This window comes from Aphanizomenon flos-aquae FACHB-1287, assembly GCF_014698755.1.
Classification (GTDB): Bacteria; Cyanobacteriota; Cyanobacteriia; order Cyanobacteriales; family Nostocaceae; genus Dolichospermum; species Dolichospermum flosaquae.
In genome coordinates this window covers 75,849-93,805 of the sequence record NZ_JACJTO010000006.1, presented here as the reverse complement: position 1 = coordinate 93,805, position 17,957 = coordinate 75,849, and the positions used below count along the sequence as shown (strand labels likewise).

Below are 17,957 nucleotides of genomic sequence, written 5' to 3'. Positions count from 1 at the left end.
ACAACCAACAACTGACAACTAACCACTAATAATTACTTATATCCTTTCCAATGGGTAACTTCTAATTCGCCTTTAGGTGTAAATACCACTTGAAAGTGAGCCAAAGGGTCTTTTGTATCGGGTGCTGCCACATTTGAGCCGTAAACAGATTGGAACATTTGAGGTAGAGGTGTTTCCCGGAAATAATCAAAAGCAACTTGATTGAGTGGTTCATAGTCAGCAATCACACCTTCTTTATTCACTGCTACCCGATATTTCAAATTGCTGGCAAAGGTGGGAGTAACACTCCAATTTTGACGAATTGTACTATACAGCTTTTGATTTAGGTCTTTGATTTTACCGCTATCAGTAATTTTTTCCCCAGTTACTTCTGGAGTTTTAGAGTATCCCAACCAGGGGCTAATTTCTAGAATCCCTCTTTGAGTAAATACAACCTTGAATTGGGCAATAGGTTCATTAGGGACGCGACTAGCAGGATTATAGAGTAGTTTGGGTAATGGTGTTTGATCTATTGCGTCACTGGCTTTTTGATTAACTGCCTTATAACCAACGATACTACCATCAGCACCAACACCTAAACGATAAACTAAATTATCAGATAATCCTGAGCGATTTGTCCAAGCGGGATGAATTTGATTATAAAGTTGACGATTTAATGCCCGTAACTGAGATGAATCTGTTATTTCTGGAACTGTCTTTAAAAGTGCCTCCAAATCTTTAACCGTGCTAGGTGTTACAGAGGCTGAGGGAATAGTTGTAGGGGGTACGGGTGCTGTAGGTGTGGTTGTAGAAGTGCTGGACTGAACATCCGGGTTAACTTGAGGAGGACTGACCTGGGGAGTGGGAATTAAGCTAAAGGTCAATGCAGCTACGGCCAGGCTAGATACGCCTACAGTAGCCGGGATAGCTTGTTTGAGTAAAGTTTGACTTGAACCACCATAACTGCGAGTAACTGGGTGTAATTCCAGGGATAATTCTGGTAAAGTTTGACTATCAGCAAAAAACTGATCTACAGCTTCAACCAAATCAAATAATTGAACTGTGTTCAAGACCATTTGAATGGTTGATTGTTGTTCAAGGCTTTTGTTTCCCCCCAGGTTGTCTCCCGTGATTTCAGAGTGAACAGTTAATTGGTGTCTGTTGCTGTCAATGTTTTGCAATTCGACCAACTCTGAATGATGATTTTGATTAGCAAATTTTTGACTCTGGGGGTTAGGTATATTGCTTAAAAATTCTTGAGCGTAGGTGCTGACAACCCTAACTAAGCTTTCAAAAAATTCTCTCCCCCCAACTATCGGTTGAGTGTAATTAGATATGTAGCATTCTGCATTCACTAATATGGATAGTTCAGGACGCAGTTCTTGAAAGTTAGCAGTCCGTGTCATGTCACTTAACCCTTCTAGGAGTAGGGTACAATTAGGCAAACTATATTTACGTTGGATATTCATTTTTATTTATTCACTCTACTCTACTTCACCGTCAAAAAGAGAAATCCAATACCGCTGCATTCCCGCTGTACCTGTGCAAAATAGTAATTTTCCTAACAGGTTTATAGCTAGTTCATCTAATTTTTCATCAGAAGTTAATGATAGTACACCGGAGCGACGGGAATTCATCCGACTTTTAAAATGTGTTCTAAACCTTTCTAAGTAATTAGCTAATTTTAAATTTTGTTCTGGTGGAATCTGTTTGTCAGCCAATTGTTGATATATGGTTAGTAGTTGCCGAATCACAACTGTTAATCGGCGCGCAATATAGCAAGCAATGACTACTAAGGCTTTGGCCTCTAAAATATCCAAAGGACGACGACTATGGGCTTTTCGCATGGGGTTAGAGGCTCGCATCCGCCATAAGTTTACCCGATTTTTGATAATTCCCTTGAGGTCTAATTCTTCAGCAAAGGACAAAATAGCTTCAGAACCGCCCAGTTCTAGGGCTTCAATGGCTAGTAACATTAAATCTATTTGCAATCTGGTTCTGGCTGGACATACTTGGCCAGCAATGGCTGGATCTGGTAAGGTGTCCAAAATCATCGATGTTCCCTGGGAGTTTGGGTTGTTTACAGGTCTGACAGTAGCAGAGACATTCATTCTAGAAAATACCTTATTCGTTTCCAATGTTTCCATTCTCGTTTCATTTCTATCCTCAATTACTTTAACCAGTAATTGTCACTAATCGCCGACGCGATAGGAAGTTCAATTATATACAGTACATAGTTTTTCTACTCAAATGTTTTCATATACATTAAGTGTTAAAATTTTCGGTGATCGTCAATAAATGATAAACCAAAAGCTCTAGTCTTCAGGTTATGACATTATAGGGTAGGATTTTTCTTGATTTTGGGAAAAATTTTGCCTTTTGCCTTTTGTTTTTGACCACTAACTACTCACAAACATGGATTTAAAATCGCTGATTCGTGATGTACCTGATTTTCCTAAGCCGGGAATTTTATTTCGGGATGTCACTACTCTATTAAGCGATCCAGCGGGATTGCGTTATACTATTGACTTTTTAGCACAAAAATGTTCTGAAATTGAACTTGAAATAGATTACATTATTGGCATGGAGTCACGGGGGTTTATTTTTGGTGCACCTATGGCTTATAAATTAGGTGCGGGTTTTATTCCGGTTCGCAAAAAAGGCAAGTTACCAGCAGCAGTCCACTCAATTGAATATCAACTAGAGTATGGTACAGACACATTAGAAGTACATCAGGATGCTTTACAACCGGGTAGTAAGGTTTTAATTGTAGATGATTTAATTGCTACTGGTGGAACTGCCAGCGCAACGGCACAGTTAGTACAGAAAATTGATTGTGAACTTGTAGGGTTTGGGTTTATTATTGAGTTACGAGATTTACAAGGACGGAAACATTTGCCTGATGTCCCTATTATTTCTCTGGTTGAATATTAGACAACGAACAACTGACCAATGACAACTGACCAATGACAACTGACCAATGACAACTGACCAATGACAACTGACCAATGACAACTGACCAATGGCAACTGACCAATGACAAATACAAAAATTTCCCTGGAGACAAGTCGAGACTGGCTAATCGGGCTGGTTACGAATGAAACTTTTATTTATGTGATGAAACGGCTTTTACAGGCGCTATTGACCATTTTTTTAGCGTCGGCCTTGTCGTTTTTTATTATGAAGTTGTCTCCGGGAGATTATGTAGATACCCTGCGGCAAAATCCCAAAATTTCACCAGAACGAATTGAGGAAATTAGGCGACAATTTGGGTTAGATAAGTCTTGGCCAGAACAGTTTGGATTTTGGTTAAAGCAAATTATTACTAAAGGTGATTTTGGTACAAGTTTTGTTTATCAACGTTCTGTGTCATCGCTGTTATGGGAACGAGTACCAGCAACGTTATTATTAGCGATCGCTTCTTTAATTATAACCTGGGTGATCGCTATTCCTTTGGGTATTCTCGCTGCTGTCAAACAAAATCGCAAAACTGACCAGATTTTACAAATAGTCAGTTATGCTGGTCAAGGTATTCCTAGTTTTATCACTGTCTTATTTTTGCTATTCTTTGCTCAATTAACTACCCCACTTTTTCCTGTGGGTAATATGACCAGTATTGATCATGCAGACCTGACATGGTTAGGTAAAATTATTGATCTTGCTTGGCATTCAGTTTTACCATTAATTGCTTTAAGTATTACCAGTTTTGCTGGTTTACAACGGATTATGCGTGGTCAATTATTGGATGTTTTACGTCAAGATTATATTCAAACTGCTCGCGCTAAGGGACTTCCAGAAAATCGGGTTATTTATGTTCATGCTTTGCGAAATGCTATTAACCCATTAATTACTTTATTGGGTTTTGAATTAGCAGGTTTATTAAGCGGTGCATTTATTACGGAAAATTTCTTCAACTGGCCAGGTTTAGGAAAATTAACTCTACAAGCTGTTTTAGCTAAAGATCAATATTTAGTCATGGCCAGTTTGGTCATGAGTGCTGTATTATTGATCATGGGTAACTTACTTGCTGACTTAATTTTAAAAGCTGCTGATCCTCGAATTAAGCTAGAAGATTTGAATTAGATTGTTAATGATCCTTTATTACCAGAAATTCAGTTTTTACAGCATATTTAAATAATCATCCAAGGTGTATATGAAGGTGAAATTTGCAATTTCTGCCACATTATTGACGACATTACTGTTAACACCAATTAACTCTAACGTGACATTAGCAGGTACTTGTGCTTCTCATTGTGGTCTTGATCCACTTCATTTTACACCAGGAAAATATATTCGGGTGCAAGTCGTTAACCACAGTTATGGTGATGTAAAATTAGAACAGTTACCAGAAATTAGAAAAACAACGTTAAAACCAGGAGGAAAATTCCAATTTGACTTGAGCGGGGAAGAATTAGACAATTTTTCGCTTATGTTTTGGGATAATCAGGGGAGATACATAAAATGTGTGGTATCCAAACCGAATTTGACGACGTTGGTTTTAGAAATTCGTCCCCATGGTCAAGATTCTCCAGGTGATAGATCTGTTTATATTCGTAGTGATGGAAAAGTAAGTATATTGTAGTTTAAAAGAGAGTAATTTTACTTTCTGTTACAGATTTTGATTTTTTACCCAGACCTAAAGTTGTGAACGAACACATTGGAAACACATAAATGAAGTTCAATTTATTATTTGTAACAGTTAGTTGATATTTGTTGCCAAAATTATTATTTTAGTTAGAAACTAGAAATACAACAAAGCAATTATTTTTATGAACGCTATTTCTAATCTCGAGTTTAAACGGTCAACTTGGCAAACAACCATTCTCCTAATCTTAGGTTTTTGGCTCAGTGCTAGTCTGGTTTTAGATTGGGTAATTATGCCTAGTCTTTACTTTGCTGGTATGATGAATCAAGCAAATTTTTCCACAGCAGGTTACGTAGTTTTTGGGAATTTTAATCGTCTAGAATTATTGTCTGCGGCTGTGGTTTTAACTGCTGTACTGGCTATTAGCAAAACTAAATCTCATTGGGGTTTAAGTAGTATCGCTTTATCTGGATTACTATTGACAGTGGCTTTACTAGACACTTATTTCTTAACTCCCCAAATGTGCGCTTTAGGTGCTAATTTAAGCTTGCTATCTAGTAACCCAGTTCCAGCCACAATGAACATATTACATGGCGGTTACTTCTGTTTAGAAGTCGTGAAAATACTATCAGGAGGTATACTTTTAAACCTGTGCTGGCGAGAAGCTTAATTAAAAGAGGACAGGGGATAGGTTGAGGATTTCAGAGGTAATGATATTCCCGGTGTTATGAGGTACATATCTAGCGGGCTTCTTGCCCGCACCAAAAGAGTTTGATGATTCAAATTTGTACCTCATCAGTGCGGAAAACTCTGTAAAACTAAGAAAAATAGCAGAACGTTAAGTATAAACTGTGATAATACTTGAGATTTTGGCGATCGCTAATATTTGTCATGGTATAATATAAAATGACGTGGGGAATGTGGGTTAATCAATTGAATGGCTAAAAACCTCAATTTTTGGTCTGCTGATTGTCAAGTAATTACCCGGAAACGTCGTCTTTCTGTGCAAAAAATAGTGGTCAACCTAATCATAATGATTAAAAAGTCAGATTTTGTCTTAGCTCCCTACATGAAGAGCAACGACTTACGCGCAGCTTATCAAGTCCTAAATACAGTTGTTCCCTATATTTTGTTGTGGTTTCTAGCAGCAAGAGCAGCAGAATTTTCATTGTTTCTGCTGCCACCGATCATGGTTTTGATCGTACTGTTTTCACTACGTTGTTTTTCATTAATGCACGATTGTGGACATTATTCACTCTTTAGATCAAAACGGGTAAATAGAGTAGTCGGATTTATATTGGGGGTGATAAATGCAATTCCTCAATATCCTTGGTCAAGAGGTCATGCCTATCATCATAAAACAAATGGTGATTGGGAAAAATATCGCGGACCATCGGCATTAATTTCCACAGAGCAGTTTGCTAAACTTAGTCCTTCTGGCCAAAATCGCTATGAATTGCTAAGACATCCCTTGATGCTTTTTCCGGGGGGGTTTTTCTACCTAGCAATTAAGCCAAGACTGGTGCTAATCGCGGGATTATACGGTTTTATAGGTCATTTACTGACTTGTATCCAAGAAAATCCGAGTATGGATATCAAGGAAATCATTTACTCTTATAAATCCAGAAATTGGTACACAGCAGGGGAGTTTGTTGATATCCTTTTCAATAATATTTGCGTAGTTGGTATTTGGATTTATTTGGGTTATTTATTAGGATTTGGATTCTTTTTCGGCGTTTACTCAATTACTCTAACTTTTTCAGCGGCGATTTTTATCTGCATCTTCTTTGTACAACATAACTTTGATGGTTCTTATGCTCATAAAACTGAGGGTTGGGATTATACACTAGGAGCATTAGAAGGTAGTAGTTACTTAGAATTACCTACAGTTCTCAAATGGTTTGGGGCAAATATAGGCTACCATAATATTCATCATCTTTCCGAGAGAATACCTAATTATAATTTGGAAGCTTGCCACAATGAAAATGGTCATTTACTTACCCATGTAAAAAAGCTAAAAATAGCGGATATTCCCGATTGTTTCCAATTTATTTTGTGGGATGCCTCCACGGATAGTCTTGTATCTATTGCTTCCTTTCGTCAATCAACCGTTGGAGGGGTTAATTTTTCCTTGGAACGGGAGGCAGCTTTAATTTTAGGGGAAACAAAAATAAGCACCAGATCTACATCTTAGGACTGTGGATGGTCATTGTTGGGTAATAATAGCCGGATAGCTAGGATCGCAAACCCAACGGCAGCGATCGCTTTTAAAATACGTGTAGGTAAAAATTGGGACACTGCACCGCCGGCTAATGCTCCCAAGAGGCTAGTTAATACTAATGCACCTGCTGTACCTAAAAATATAGCTTTTCGAGATTGTCCTTGTCCAGAAAGAGCGATCGCTGCTAATTGACTTTTATCACCCAATTCTGATAAGAAAACTGTTACAAAGCTTAGTCCTAAAAGATGCCAGTCCATAGTTTGCGAATTTATAGTATTTACATCACATTCTGAGCGAGTTACGCTATTAGCGGGTAGGATGCCCGCACCACAAGAGTTTTATCATTTAATGATATCCCATACCAACATCAGGGAAATCATTAGTAACATTACCCCCGCTGATTTTTCCACGGTTCTAGGACTAAGTTTTGTGGATATCCAACCACCTAATAATACTCCTAGTAAACTAGTAGTAATTAATGCTACTCCAGAACCAAGAAAAACTACCCAAGGTGCATGGGATTCTGCACTCATTAATAGGGTGGAAAGTTGGGTTTTATCACCAATTTCTGCGAGAAAAATCGTGATAAAGGTTGTCCCAAAGACCATCAATACGGATGTTTTAGTTTTGGGACTATCCTTAGTATGATGTGACCGATTTTCTGTTGCGGATAAGTTAGGAGTGCTGACTGGTGGAGTATCAAGTTTCACAATCGTTATTTTTGTCTCGTGGTTGTTTTTGTATTCCTTCCATTTTCTCATATTTTTGTCATAAATTGCAACCTAATTAAATCAAAAACCGACAGCTTGATCAAAACGGATAATTTCTAAACTGCGATCGCTCTGCCTATACTTATTAAAAGACAATTAAGTAAATAGTATTTTTTACATACAGCCTTTTCTGCTCTGATAAGGTACAAAGTTGAATCATGAAACTATTGTGGTGCGGGCATCTTGCCAGCTAGATATGTGCCTCATAAGACCGGGAAGTGCTGTAAAGATTATTGATGAGAATATACGCTTAATTAATGATATTAAAAAGTAATCTAAAATAAAATCTCTGATCATAACTTTGAGTGCTAAAATGTCCGATATAGAGCGAATTAAAGATATTCATATAAAAAGTTCTTTTAGATTCTCTATATAATTATTTGTTAAGAAAAGTAAGAAGTATGAAAATACAGAGTTTTAAATTTAGTAACAATAAAGAAAATTGGCACATTGAGGAAGTTAAATTTGAGGATCTAAATTTACTTGTCGGTGGTTCTGGAGTTGGAAAGACAAGAATTTTAAAGGCACTTAATTTAATTTGTGATATTGCAAAAGGTAGAAATCGTAACCTAGATGATTTGGAATGGAGTATTAATTTCTCTCATTTAGGACAAAATTATAGGTGGGAGTTAAAAAGTTCCTCAATTAAAAATGAAGAAATATTTATAAACCTAAATGAATCAGAACAGACTGAAATTGTTTATGAAAAATTAGTTCGATATGATGATGATTCTGAAATAGAGATACTTCTCCGCAGTGGCTTAGATTCAAAATTCAATAACGAAAAATTGCCTAAATTGAAAAGAACTGAAAGTGCAATTACTCTTCTGTCAGAAGAAGATTTGATTATTCCAGTTCGTCAAGCATTTAAGCAATTAATATTCAATTTTGAAACTCGTCAAAAATGGATGATTGGACTTGGTTATGATCCTGCAAAAATGGAGTTATTAGATGAAATAAAACTAAATGCTTACGATTTCCAAGAATATTTTGCTGGTGATCCACCAGTCCTGAAGGCTTTTTGTTTGCAGAAATTTTTCCCACATCTTTTCAATGAAATTAAAGAGTATTATATTGATATTTTTCCAGAATTAAAAGATGTGAGAGTTAGTAGTAAAAGAGATTCAGATGGTGATTTTCTGCTATTCTTTGAAATTCAAGAAAATGGTTTAGAAGACTGGATTCCTCAACAGCGAATTTCATCTGGTATGTTTCGTACTTTAATTTTTTTAATTGAAGTAATTTCCGCTCCTAAAGAATCAGTAATTTTAATTGATGAATTTGAGAATAGTTTAGGAATTAATTGTATGGCTGAACTAACAGATTTTCTCCTTGATAAATCTCCAGATGTACAGTTTATACTTACTAGCCATCATCCATATATTATCAATAATATTCCTTGGAAAACTTGGCAAATAGTTAGTAAATCTGGAAATAAAGTCAGAGTTAAAAAAGCTTCTGATATTCCAGCACTTGATACAGCTTCTAGCTTAGATAAGTTTACTCAATTAATTAATTTACTTGATAGTGAGGAATTTTCTGCGTGAATCTTTTATTTTTAGTAGAGGGGGGCAAGACTGAACCAAAAGTATATAAAGCATGGTTACAACATTTATTTCCTAGCTTAACTTTTGTTGTTAGACCTGAAGATATGACAATGAATACTTATCGAATTATTGCAGGTAATGGCTATCCGAGTATGGTTGATAGACAGAATAACAATTCAGAAGTTTCTCGACTGGAAGCTTGTCTAATTGATATAGAAAAATTCGGTAATGTCAACCATTTTTTTATATGTATTGACTCTGAAGAACATTCTTATACTGCTCGTTTTCATGAACTTAAATCTAAACTTGATGAACTCAAATCTGGCTACAATATAGATAGTTCAAAAACAGAGATTCACATAATAATTCAGCATTGCTGTTTTGAAACTTGGGCATTAGGTAATGCAGAAATTCCTAACGAATATCCTTTACTTAGAAGTTCCACAATTCTATCAGATTTTCAAGCATATTATGATGTTTTAGTCAATGATCCTGAAGAAATGTCCTGCTGTCCAACTGGACGTACTTTTAGCACAAAAGCGCGATTTCATAAACACTATCTACAAGAATATCTCGGACAGTTTGGTTTGTTTTATAGCAAGAAAAATCCAAAGGTTGTAGAGGGTAAAAAGTATCTAGACGCGTTAAAAAAGCAATGTGAATCAATGAATCATTTATCTAGCTTGAAATTATTGTTAGATATATGGGATAGTATAGAAACTTTGTAAGCAGTAGCACAATTTAGGTACATGAAAGTGAATCTCTCATTGATTACTGCGCTCAAAAACACAATGAGAGAATAATTATATGAATTAAATCAAAAACCCACAGCTTGATCAAAGCGGATTTGTTCCAAACTGCGATCGCCATAAACTCCCTCAATCTGCTGACGACAGCAATCAATCGCAAAATCGTTTACATCTTCCGCTTCAATACCATACATTTCCTCAAAAGTCTCTGCTTGAACACGACAAAACCGGGGACGGGTAGAATAAATTTTACATTCCCGCGTACCGTGATCATAATTTACGCACCATCCCCCCTCACCCACCATACTGAGATAAAGTTCTAAATCTGGTGGTGAAAGATACTCTTCTATATCTGGACGATCTGCTGGTGTTAAGTTACAGCAAGCACCACACTGAGATATACATTGCCAAGTAGCCATATTTTTAACCTTTTAGTATTCCTGCTATTTTACTTTTTTATGACTTTTTCTATAATTTTGTGAAGTAAATTAAATTTTAGATCCCCTAAACAGATATGATAAGTTGCGGGTTTGGACATTGAATTATTAAATCTTTTTAAACCATAAAACCATTGGGAGGAAAAAATGGACGTTTTAGCTAACATCAATTGGGAAGTTGTCTTACAGTTGACTTGCTTGGGACTAATTGTGATTTCAGGTCCTGTAGTAATCTTTCTTCTAGCATTTCGCAACGGCAACCTGTAAATTGGGTAATTGGTAATTGGTAATTGGTAATTGGTAATGCTTTGTCTAATCACCAATTACCCGTTGAAGACAAGTTTAATAAAGATAATAATCTTTAGTTTGTCGCAAAAGCGGACAAAGCCTGAATAGCAGTTTGAATTATTCCCTCATAGATGGGTTGAGATAAATTTACCTGTTCCGCATTGTCGCGGTTGAAACCTAAAAGACCGAATTTATTTTCTGGTCGCATGACCAAAACTTTACCTTCAGAATTTTTTACTCTTAATTCCCTACTGATACCATTTTCATAGATTCCACAGGTGTATTGATGCTGTTTATATTCAAAACTAGCCCGTGATAGTTTTGATGAATTAGTGAAAAGTTCCACAACATGATTTGGGAGTTTTGCACCTATTAACTCCATCTCAATGGTAGTTTTACCATTAAAGTTATTTTCCCTCAGTTTGTAAGCAATATCTAATCTTGATGGTAAGGGAAAATAATCACCCCAACGCCATGCTATACCCTTAATTTCCTGACGCTGATTGTCAATAGTTTGGGATACAGTTAATTTGATGTGACCTTTCCCAACAATTTTCTGTTCAATTACTTGAATATTAGGAGTCCAAAAAATTGGATCTGAGTTATCAATACCACAAGGATGAAGAATATTTAACTGTTGAAAAAGATCCTGATTAATTTCGTGAATATTAACTTGAGTATCTATTTTCAACAGCGGTTTAAGGTGTTGAATTTCCAGACAATGATTTGCAAATGCAGATAACCGTAACCTAAATTCTGGTAAATTTTCTGCTCGTAAAGAAAATCCTCCCGCTGCTTTGTGTCCTCCAAATTTACCTAATAAATCCCGACAAGTATCTAAAGCTGCAAATACATGAAATTCTGGAATTCCCCGGGCTGAACCCCGAATTATGTCTTCATTTTCGTAAGTTCCAATAAAGACGGGAACACCATAACGTTCTAACAATCGAGAAGCAACAATACCAATAACTCCATGATGCCAATTATCTTTAATAACAACTAATAACCTATCTTTTTGTAAAGAGTTTACATATAAATTTTCAACAATAGAAATGGCTTCTTTTTCAATTTCTTCGCACATTTGTTGACGTTGAATATTAGTTTCTTCACATTGAATAGCTTTGGCTAGTGCAATATTAAAATCATCAGTTGTGAGTAAATCAATGACAATTTGGGGATCACCTATTCTACCGATAGCATTAATTCTTGGTCCCAATCGAAAGCCAATATCTTCTGGTTTTAAAGATTTAGAATTTTGGTTTTTTTCTCCTTCACTAGCTTGAACTCCGGCAATTTTAATTAATGCTTGTATCCCTGGTAAAGTAGATTTTGGTAATATATTTAAACCTCTTTTTACCCAGCGACGATTCACACCAGTTAAAGGGGCTAAATCGGCAATAGTTCCTAAAGTAAATAAAGCTAACAGCGGTTGAACTAAACCTTTCAATTCTCCTAATTGTTGTGCTAAACAAACTGCTAAAATATAAGCGACACCCACACCAGCTACACCCCGATAAGGGGAAGATTCAGCTATTAATTTTGGGTTAAGAATTGCGTTGGCTGGGGGTAAGATTTGAGGGATATCATGATGATCTGTGATAATAACTTTTAAACCCAATTCTCTGGCTTTATTAATTGGTTCAAAAGCCGAAATTCCGTTATCTACGGTGAGAATTAATTTCACTCCTTCATTGTGAAATTCTTCAACAATGCGGTTATTAATGCCATAACCATCGTGCATTCGACTGGGGATAGCATAATCAACATTAGCACCTAATGCGCGTAAACTGCGAAGTAGTAAGGCAGTGCTAGTCATACCATCTGCATCATAGTCACCACAAATAGCTATTTTATCTTGATTAGCGATCGCTATTTCTAATAATTCCACACTTGCGGCTAAATCAGGAAATTCTTCCAGAGGCGAAGGTAAATTTAACGATTCAGGATCTAAAAATATTTTTGCATTTTCTGGTGTTTCCATGCCCCGATTAATTAACAATTGACTAATAATGGGGGAAATATTCATTAAATTTGCTAATGTTAAACTAGCTTCGGGATTTGTTGCTGCAATTTGCCAACGTTGATTGGGTAAGCGTCTAATTGATTGGTTATTGTTCATTGCCAATTTCCGTCTTTTTCATTGATTATGGTGCGTTATACCGTTGTCAACACAACCTAAGGATCTTTTTTAAATCACATATTAGTTCTATATCTATAATACATAATTCAGTATTTTTAATGATTTATTAACAATTCTTACGACAAAACCGATAGCATCTTCATGTATAATCTTTTTTGATACAAAATTCCCAGTACGAAGTGATTAATCATGAGAAATTGGCAGCACAAATTATTTGTAGGCTTACTTTGTTGTGTCTTTTTAGTTTTCGGGTCGCAAAATAGAGTATTAGCAGCAGGAATTACTAGTAATAATATTCCAATTTCCAAAGCAGAATTAGCCCAATTAGAAGTAACCCAAAATGTCTATGACTATCTATTGCAATATCAACCAGAAACTTATAATTTGCTAACAAAAACATTAGCAGATAGTATTGAAGATGCGAAACAACCATTAGCAGATGAAGTAGTTAATAATCTTTGGGCTTTATCTCCAAATAATCCCCAGGTAAAATCGAGAGAAAATAATGGTAAAGTAGAATATTTGATGTCAACTTGGAAATATACAAGTAACCCAAGTACAGATTGGCCAATAGGTGCAAAGAAATTGCTACCTTATCAAACTTGGTTTACCGCAGTACCACAAGTTCAAGAATTTTGTCAAAAATATCAAGCCATTGATAGCACTATTCCTGATAATGTTGAACTATCATTGAGATTACAACAGTATTTGGGGTTAATATTAAATAAGTATTCTACGAAAACCCATTTTGTGGAAATGTGGGTAAAAGCGGAAGATTTAACTAGACCATGTATTGATGGAGAAATTAACGATTCTAGTTGTAATCTTTTACCTTTACCTGTTCCTGATAGTAGTCCTGTAATGAAGGCAATATACACCAATTCCTACACCAATGCTAAAAAAGAATATTATCCTTGGTCTGGTTTAGGTTACACTTATGACTGGGGAAATCCTCTAAAACCGCATCAAGGACCAAGTGAGTTTATTATTAACCCTACTCCAGAAAAACCTGTAGAAGTGGAAGTTGTTTCGGTGACACCGACGCAAGAATATTGTCGGAATCAGATTGTACAGTAAGGTTTTTGTTCATTAGGTAAAGAAACGAGAATAAAATCTCATAAAATAGCTAGACTGAAGGGATAGTCAAAATATTGGAAAATTTTGGCTAATCTCTTATTTTTTACGACTTGTTTCATTATTTATACTACTAATCTTTATCACCACAGCTATCATCTGTAATACTTAATAACTTAGACTAGCAACTTTACTCTTTTCAAGATGCTAAATGAACACAAAAGGCATTGCTTTTTTTGAAAAATTCTATTATACTAGCGAAAGGTTGTTTTTCCTTACAAATAAGACAATCAGATAATTCCTGACTTAATTTACTTAATAAACATAACTTTGAAATGGCTGTACGGGGACTGGATAATGTAATTGAAATCGCTCATCGGGTGTGGGGTATAGAACCACACCGTCGTGTGCGTATCCCGTCAGCGCAGAGCAATGAGCAACCCATACCTGTAGATGCTCTATGGACAGATTATGGTCTTCGTCCAAATTCTAATAACTTGTCTTTCATGGTTCAATCTGTTCATGAATCAGAAATAAACGCATGGAAACAGAAATTACGTTATTGGCCTATTCGCGCAGGGTTGTTAGTCTCAGATGAAATTTATATACTTCAATATTACACTCCATCTGGCAAGTTAGAAGAACGGATTATAGATCGTGACTCTCTATATTTAGAACTAACTAGACAAGATAGCCACTTATTTAAACCAAAAGCACTGGCAGAATTTCGTACTGGTCAGCTAACATTAGCAGATATTGAAGAATCTGTTTCAGAACGAAGTTTTTCTTTTCTTCTGCGACAAAGAGCCGAATTAGATCAAGCATTTCAAACAGCAATTCAAGAGGTGCTTACAGAAATTGGTATTCCTAAAAGGAGAAATTCAAAAAGTAAAATATCTTCTCGTAACGAAATAGCAGGTCATGGAATTCGTGTAGCGATCGCATTTTTAGCAGCAAGAATTTTAGAAGATAAAGGCTTTTTTGGTTCTGAATCACGGATTCCTACCGATGATCCTCGTGTTTTACTTAATCTTACAGTACCTCGTGCTAATGGTTTTTTCAAAAAAGCACTGGAGGAGTCAATACCTCATCTTAGCGACGGAATATTACAGCATTTAGGAGCTAACTTAGGTAGTCGAGTTAGTTTTGCACTGGTAGATCATCGAGATGTGGGATTGCTGTATGAACGAGCTATTAAAGAATTACCTAGTGAGATTGAAGGTAAACAATGGACTGATTTACAGCGACATTATACTCCAATAGCGATCGCTGAAAAAATGCTGGAATTATTACCTTTAGAAAGGTTACGTCCAGAAGAACGAATAATTTTTGATCCGGCTGCTGGTTCAGGTAGTTTGCTATTAGCTGCTACATCACGTCTAGCAGGAATGTCTGATATTCCTGAAAATTTAGAAGCAAGAAAATCTTATCTTGCGAATCATGTAGTGGGTAATGATTTAGATCAATATGCGGATTTAGTAACACAATTACGATATACCCTAGCAAGAGAATCACTAGGTCAAGGTATTCCATTTCCTTTTCCTGAGCATTTTACCCATGAAAATTATAATGACTTAAACAAAGGAAATATGGGTATTAAGCCGCGTGTTATTATTGCTAATCCTCCTTTTGCAGAGGATGGTAATACTCAACGGGCTGCAAAATTTATAGAAAAAGCATTAAGCTGGCTAGAAAAAGATTCTCAATTTGCTTTTGTATTACCTCAATCTTTTTTGTCAAGTACAACTCATGGCATCCCAAATGCACGTAGTTTATTAACTGATAATTGCCAAATTTTTGAAGTTTGGCAACTTCCGGCGGGGAATATTGGTATTGATGCTAAACAAGATGTATGTATAATTTTAGGAAGTGTAGGTAAACCAAAAATAAAAATTTCTCTAGCTGGAAAAGCAATTTTTTCTCAAGTTAGTATTCCCGAATGTCGTGATGGTGGTTTCCTTGGTGCAACATGGATATCACAGTTAAATTCTGATTCTGAAAATTGGGAATCACTGACAACCCCATCAATAAATATTAATGTTCCCACCATAGCATTAGGAGATCTGTTTTTTGTTTTTAATGGAGTAACTCCTAGTAAAAAGTATAAACCGCTTAATCAATGTCCACCAAATACTCAATGTAAGAGAAACTGGCGTATGAAGTGGCGGGATACAGATAGACTTTGGGCAAATCCAAAAGAAGTTAGTGAAGATGAACGCTGGATTAGATATGGAAGAGAATATCTTTCAAGTGCCAGATTAAAATACGAACCACTTTTTGATTTACCAAAAATTTTTGTTGGTCGTAAAGTAAATAGAGGTTCGTTATATCCTCTCGCTGCTCAATTAGATACTACAGGTCTTTGTCCTGACAATAATATATTTTGTGTTCTTCCTGCACAACAAGCTGGAAAATCTCCTCAACTACCTGATAATCAAAAATTTGTACAAGAATGGAATCAGCTAACTTATGAAGATCAAAGATTATGGTTGTTGGGTATTCTATCATCTAAAATTGCCAATTCACTATCTTTAATTGGACGCAAAACACATGAAATAACAAGTGATGAGTTATGTAAACTTCTCTTACCTCAGAAAATAGATCCGCGAATAATTAAAATTACCCGTCAAATTATTGAGAGAGATCAAAAACATCTTGACATTCCTGAACCAGATAATCTACGAATTCAATTAAATGAAATTGTAGAAGAATCTTATGGAAATCCTCATTGGATAGAAATTAAACGGACTGGAGAACCTCCAGAATTAGAATTATGGAAATCAGAACAAACAAAGCCGACATTAACTGTGATTGGTCAAGTTTTAGAGATTTCTCAAGATAATAGCCAAATTCTTCTTTATTTAAGTGGTTTGTTAGATGATGATGAAGAAGCATGGCTTCCTATTCTTCCAGAAATGCCTGGTTGGGCGCTTGATGGTACAGTTTTTGAAGCTGAACTCAGTGAAGATGTAGAGACATTTGAACAACTTTCAGCACATCCTTGGGCAATTAGGCGTTTTCGCCATACACCTTATCCATACCTAACTAATGAAGAATTAAAACAAAAGCTAAGAATAGACAGTATGGAGGAGCGTTTATGACCTGTGAAATTGCCTTTTTACCTGTAGGTAATGCAGATTGTATTGTTATATGTGATAACAGTGATTCAGCAGTTGTTGTTGATATCGGGAAACCACGCTTGTTACAGAAATGGCTTCAAGATAAAAATAAAAAAAATATTAAGCGAATTTATATTACTCATGCACATGATGATCATCTTCCACCGCTAGTCAAGCTTGTAGAGTTTCTTGATATTTGGTTAAAACAGGGAGAAGTAGAAACATTTTGTCTTCCTCACTCTTTTTATAAAATCTCATTTGAGAAATTAATAGCTTATAGACGAACAAGCCCTAAATATGACAGATTAGAATTGGCTTTAAATCGTCTTGATGATTGGGATAGACTGGGACGTATTCGCTTTATTCCAGCTTCACGTGATTCAAACTCATATACACAGGGAAATTTAGAAATTCACGTTTTACATCCAAGACAATTATTTATTGAAAAGCATTTAGCAAACTCTCACACCAAACTTAACGAAATTTCTCTGGTTCTGCGGGTCATTTATGGTGATTTTGCTGCAATATTACTTGCCGATATTGAAAATGTAGGATTGAAAGAATGTGTAGATATTTGTAAACCAGATGAACTTACATCTAACGTTGTTAAAATTCCTCATCATGGAGCATATCCAAAGAATGGGGATGATTTGAAGCAATTATTGGAAACTATTAATGCAGAAATAGCCGTTTTATCTGTAGGTAGCACTAATGGACATGGTCATGTTGTTCCAGAATTGTTTAACTTATTGATAAATCTACAAAATGATGATTCTAAGCGATTAAACAAATTTGCTTGTACAGAAGTTACTCGAACCTGTGTTCACTCAGCAAGCGATATTTCAACTATGAAAAAATCAGGTTTAGCAAAACAGCAATTATGTGCAGGGGAAATTACCATTCTTGCAGAAACTTCTGGAAAATGGCAATTGAAAACTGAGACAGACCATGAAAATGTAATTTCCACATTAAAATACCCAGCGTGTAAAGGTCTTGTTGATGTTGGTACATTATCTAAATAGTTATAAGAATTTTGAATTTTGAATAA

Annotated in this window: 17 protein-coding genes; 11 read left to right on the top strand and 6 right to left on the bottom strand. The window is 35.7% G+C overall.

Annotated elements, in window-relative coordinates:
- Positions 1–32 precede the first annotated feature (32 nt).
- On the bottom strand, positions 33–1,448 hold the full coding sequence (locus tag H6G44_RS04650) for a DUF4335 domain-containing protein (protein WP_190385808.1): 1,416 nt from the start codon (positions 1,446–1,448) through the stop codon (positions 33–35).
- Positions 1,449–1,463: 15 nt separating this feature from the next.
- Positions 1,464–2,090 carry a DUF3038 domain-containing protein gene (locus tag H6G44_RS04645; protein WP_190385843.1) on the bottom strand — a complete coding sequence of 209 codons (627 nt, stop codon included), beginning with the start codon at positions 2,088–2,090 and terminating at the stop codon, positions 1,464–1,466.
- Positions 2,091–2,394: 304 nt separating this feature from the next.
- On the opposite strand from H6G44_RS04645, the gene H6G44_RS04640 reads away from it, so the two are divergent.
- The 5 genes from H6G44_RS04640 to H6G44_RS04620 all read left to right on the top strand — a co-directional run bounded on the left by H6G44_RS04640 (position 2,395) and on the right by H6G44_RS04620 (position 6,758).
- Positions 2,395–2,913: an adenine phosphoribosyltransferase gene (locus H6G44_RS04640; protein ID WP_190385809.1), complete on the top strand. Its 519-nt coding sequence runs from the start codon at positions 2,395–2,397 to the stop codon at positions 2,911–2,913.
- A 102-nt stretch (positions 2,914–3,015) separates the two neighbouring features.
- Complete coding sequence (locus H6G44_RS04635; protein ID WP_190385810.1) at positions 3,016–4,062, top strand: ABC transporter permease; 1,047 nt, start codon at positions 3,016–3,018, stop codon at positions 4,060–4,062.
- A 70-nt stretch (positions 4,063–4,132) separates the two neighbouring features.
- Complete coding sequence (locus tag H6G44_RS04630; protein ID WP_199291741.1) at positions 4,133–4,561, top strand: hypothetical protein; 429 nt, start codon at positions 4,133–4,135, stop codon at positions 4,559–4,561.
- Between the two features lie 187 nt (positions 4,562–4,748).
- Positions 4,749–5,234 (top strand): hypothetical protein, encoded by a 486-nt coding sequence (locus tag H6G44_RS04625; RefSeq protein ID WP_190385811.1) that lies wholly within the window; start codon positions 4,749–4,751, stop codon positions 5,232–5,234.
- Positions 5,235–5,501: 267 nt separating this feature from the next.
- Entirely contained in the window at positions 5,502–6,758 is a 1,257-nt protein-coding gene (locus H6G44_RS04620) for a fatty acid desaturase (protein ID WP_242031675.1), read from the top strand.
- On the opposite strand, the gene H6G44_RS04615 is transcribed toward H6G44_RS04620, so the two are convergent.
- Both H6G44_RS04615 and H6G44_RS04610 read right to left on the bottom strand, forming a co-directional pair.
- Complete coding sequence (locus tag H6G44_RS04615; protein ID WP_190385812.1) at positions 6,755–7,042, bottom strand: TMEM165/GDT1 family protein; 288 nt, start codon at positions 7,040–7,042, stop codon at positions 6,755–6,757. The two genes, H6G44_RS04620 and H6G44_RS04615, sit on opposite strands and share 4 nt — an antisense overlap.
- Positions 7,043–7,126: 84 nt before the next feature.
- Positions 7,127–7,495: a TMEM165/GDT1 family protein gene (locus H6G44_RS04610; protein WP_190385813.1), complete on the bottom strand. Its 369-nt coding sequence runs from the start codon at positions 7,493–7,495 to the stop codon at positions 7,127–7,129.
- 440 nt (positions 7,496–7,935) lie between these two features.
- On the opposite strand from H6G44_RS04610, the gene H6G44_RS04605 reads away from it, so the two are divergent.
- Positions 7,936–9,102: an AAA family ATPase gene (locus H6G44_RS04605; RefSeq protein WP_242031676.1), complete on the top strand. Its 1,167-nt coding sequence runs from the start codon at positions 7,936–7,938 to the stop codon at positions 9,100–9,102.
- Positions 9,099–9,830 (top strand): hypothetical protein, encoded by a 732-nt coding sequence (locus H6G44_RS04600; protein WP_190385814.1) that lies wholly within the window; start codon positions 9,099–9,101, stop codon positions 9,828–9,830. Before H6G44_RS04605 ends, H6G44_RS04600 begins: the two co-directional genes overlap by 4 nt.
- A gap of 89 nt (positions 9,831–9,919) precedes the next feature.
- Here H6G44_RS04600 and H6G44_RS04595 read toward each other — a convergent pair whose 3' ends face one another.
- On the bottom strand, positions 9,920–10,270 hold the full coding sequence (locus H6G44_RS04595) for a YkgJ family cysteine cluster protein (protein ID WP_190385815.1): 351 nt from the start codon (positions 10,268–10,270) through the stop codon (positions 9,920–9,922).
- Between the two features lie 165 nt (positions 10,271–10,435).
- Between H6G44_RS04595 and psb30 the strand changes: the two genes are divergently transcribed.
- The gene (gene psb30, locus H6G44_RS04590) at positions 10,436–10,555 is read left to right on the top strand and encodes a photosystem II reaction center protein Ycf12/Psb30 (RefSeq protein ID WP_190385816.1); all 120 of its coding nucleotides are present in this window, start codon (positions 10,436–10,438) and stop codon (positions 10,553–10,555) included.
- Positions 10,556–10,649: 94 nt separating this feature from the next.
- Here the strand turns inward: psb30 and recJ are convergent, their stop codons facing one another.
- Positions 10,650–12,695: a single-stranded-DNA-specific exonuclease RecJ gene (recJ, locus tag H6G44_RS04585; RefSeq protein ID WP_190385817.1), complete on the bottom strand. Its 2,046-nt coding sequence runs from the start codon at positions 12,693–12,695 to the stop codon at positions 10,650–10,652.
- 210 nt (positions 12,696–12,905) lie between these two features.
- On the opposite strand from recJ, the gene H6G44_RS04580 reads away from it, so the two are divergent.
- From H6G44_RS04580 to H6G44_RS04570, 3 genes are all read left to right on the top strand, one after another.
- Positions 12,906–13,793, top strand: a complete 888-nt coding sequence (locus tag H6G44_RS04580; RefSeq protein ID WP_190385818.1) for a hypothetical protein — start codon at positions 12,906–12,908, stop codon at positions 13,791–13,793.
- A gap of 332 nt (positions 13,794–14,125) precedes the next feature.
- Positions 14,126–16,891, top strand: coding sequence for an N-6 DNA methylase (locus tag H6G44_RS04575; protein ID WP_190385819.1), 2,766 nt, complete (start codon positions 14,126–14,128; stop codon positions 16,889–16,891).
- On the top strand, positions 16,888–17,931 hold the full coding sequence (locus H6G44_RS04570) for a ComEC/Rec2 family competence protein (protein WP_190382589.1): 1,044 nt from the start codon (positions 16,888–16,890) through the stop codon (positions 17,929–17,931). Before H6G44_RS04575 ends, H6G44_RS04570 begins: the two co-directional genes overlap by 4 nt.
- Positions 17,932–17,957 lie beyond the last annotated feature (26 nt).

Bases quoted from the DNA above. Each gene is read 5' to 3' on its own strand.
- H6G44_RS04620 (WP_242031675.1), top strand. From the start codon at position 5,502: ATGGCTAAAAACCTCAATTTTTGGTCTGCTGATTGTCAAGTAATTACC.
- H6G44_RS04640 (WP_190385809.1), top strand. From the start codon at position 2,395: ATGGATTTAAAATCGCTGATTCGTGATGTACCTGATTTTCCTAAGCCG.
- H6G44_RS04650 (WP_190385808.1), bottom strand. From the start codon at position 1,448: ATGAATATCCAACGTAAATATAGTTTGCCTAATTGTACCCTACTCCTA.
- recJ (WP_190385817.1), bottom strand. From the start codon at position 12,695: ATGAACAATAACCAATCAATTAGACGCTTACCCAATCAACGTTGGCAA.
- H6G44_RS04625 (WP_190385811.1), top strand. From the start codon at position 4,749: ATGAACGCTATTTCTAATCTCGAGTTTAAACGGTCAACTTGGCAAACA.
- H6G44_RS04570 (WP_190382589.1), top strand. From the start codon at position 16,888: ATGACCTGTGAAATTGCCTTTTTACCTGTAGGTAATGCAGATTGTATT.
- H6G44_RS04575 (WP_190385819.1), top strand. From the start codon at position 14,126: ATGGCTGTACGGGGACTGGATAATGTAATTGAAATCGCTCATCGGGTG.
- H6G44_RS04615 (WP_190385812.1), bottom strand. From the start codon at position 7,042: ATGGACTGGCATCTTTTAGGACTAAGCTTTGTAACAGTTTTCTTATCA.
- H6G44_RS04580 (WP_190385818.1), top strand. From the start codon at position 12,906: ATGAGAAATTGGCAGCACAAATTATTTGTAGGCTTACTTTGTTGTGTC.
- psb30 (WP_190385816.1), top strand. From the start codon at position 10,436: ATGGACGTTTTAGCTAACATCAATTGGGAAGTTGTCTTACAGTTGACT.
- H6G44_RS04635 (WP_190385810.1), top strand. From the start codon at position 3,016: ATGACAAATACAAAAATTTCCCTGGAGACAAGTCGAGACTGGCTAATC.
- H6G44_RS04645 (WP_190385843.1), bottom strand. From the start codon at position 2,090: ATGAATGTCTCTGCTACTGTCAGACCTGTAAACAACCCAAACTCCCAG.
- H6G44_RS04630 (WP_199291741.1), top strand. From the start codon at position 4,133: ATGAAGGTGAAATTTGCAATTTCTGCCACATTATTGACGACATTACTG.
- H6G44_RS04595 (WP_190385815.1), bottom strand. From the start codon at position 10,270: ATGGCTACTTGGCAATGTATATCTCAGTGTGGTGCTTGCTGTAACTTA.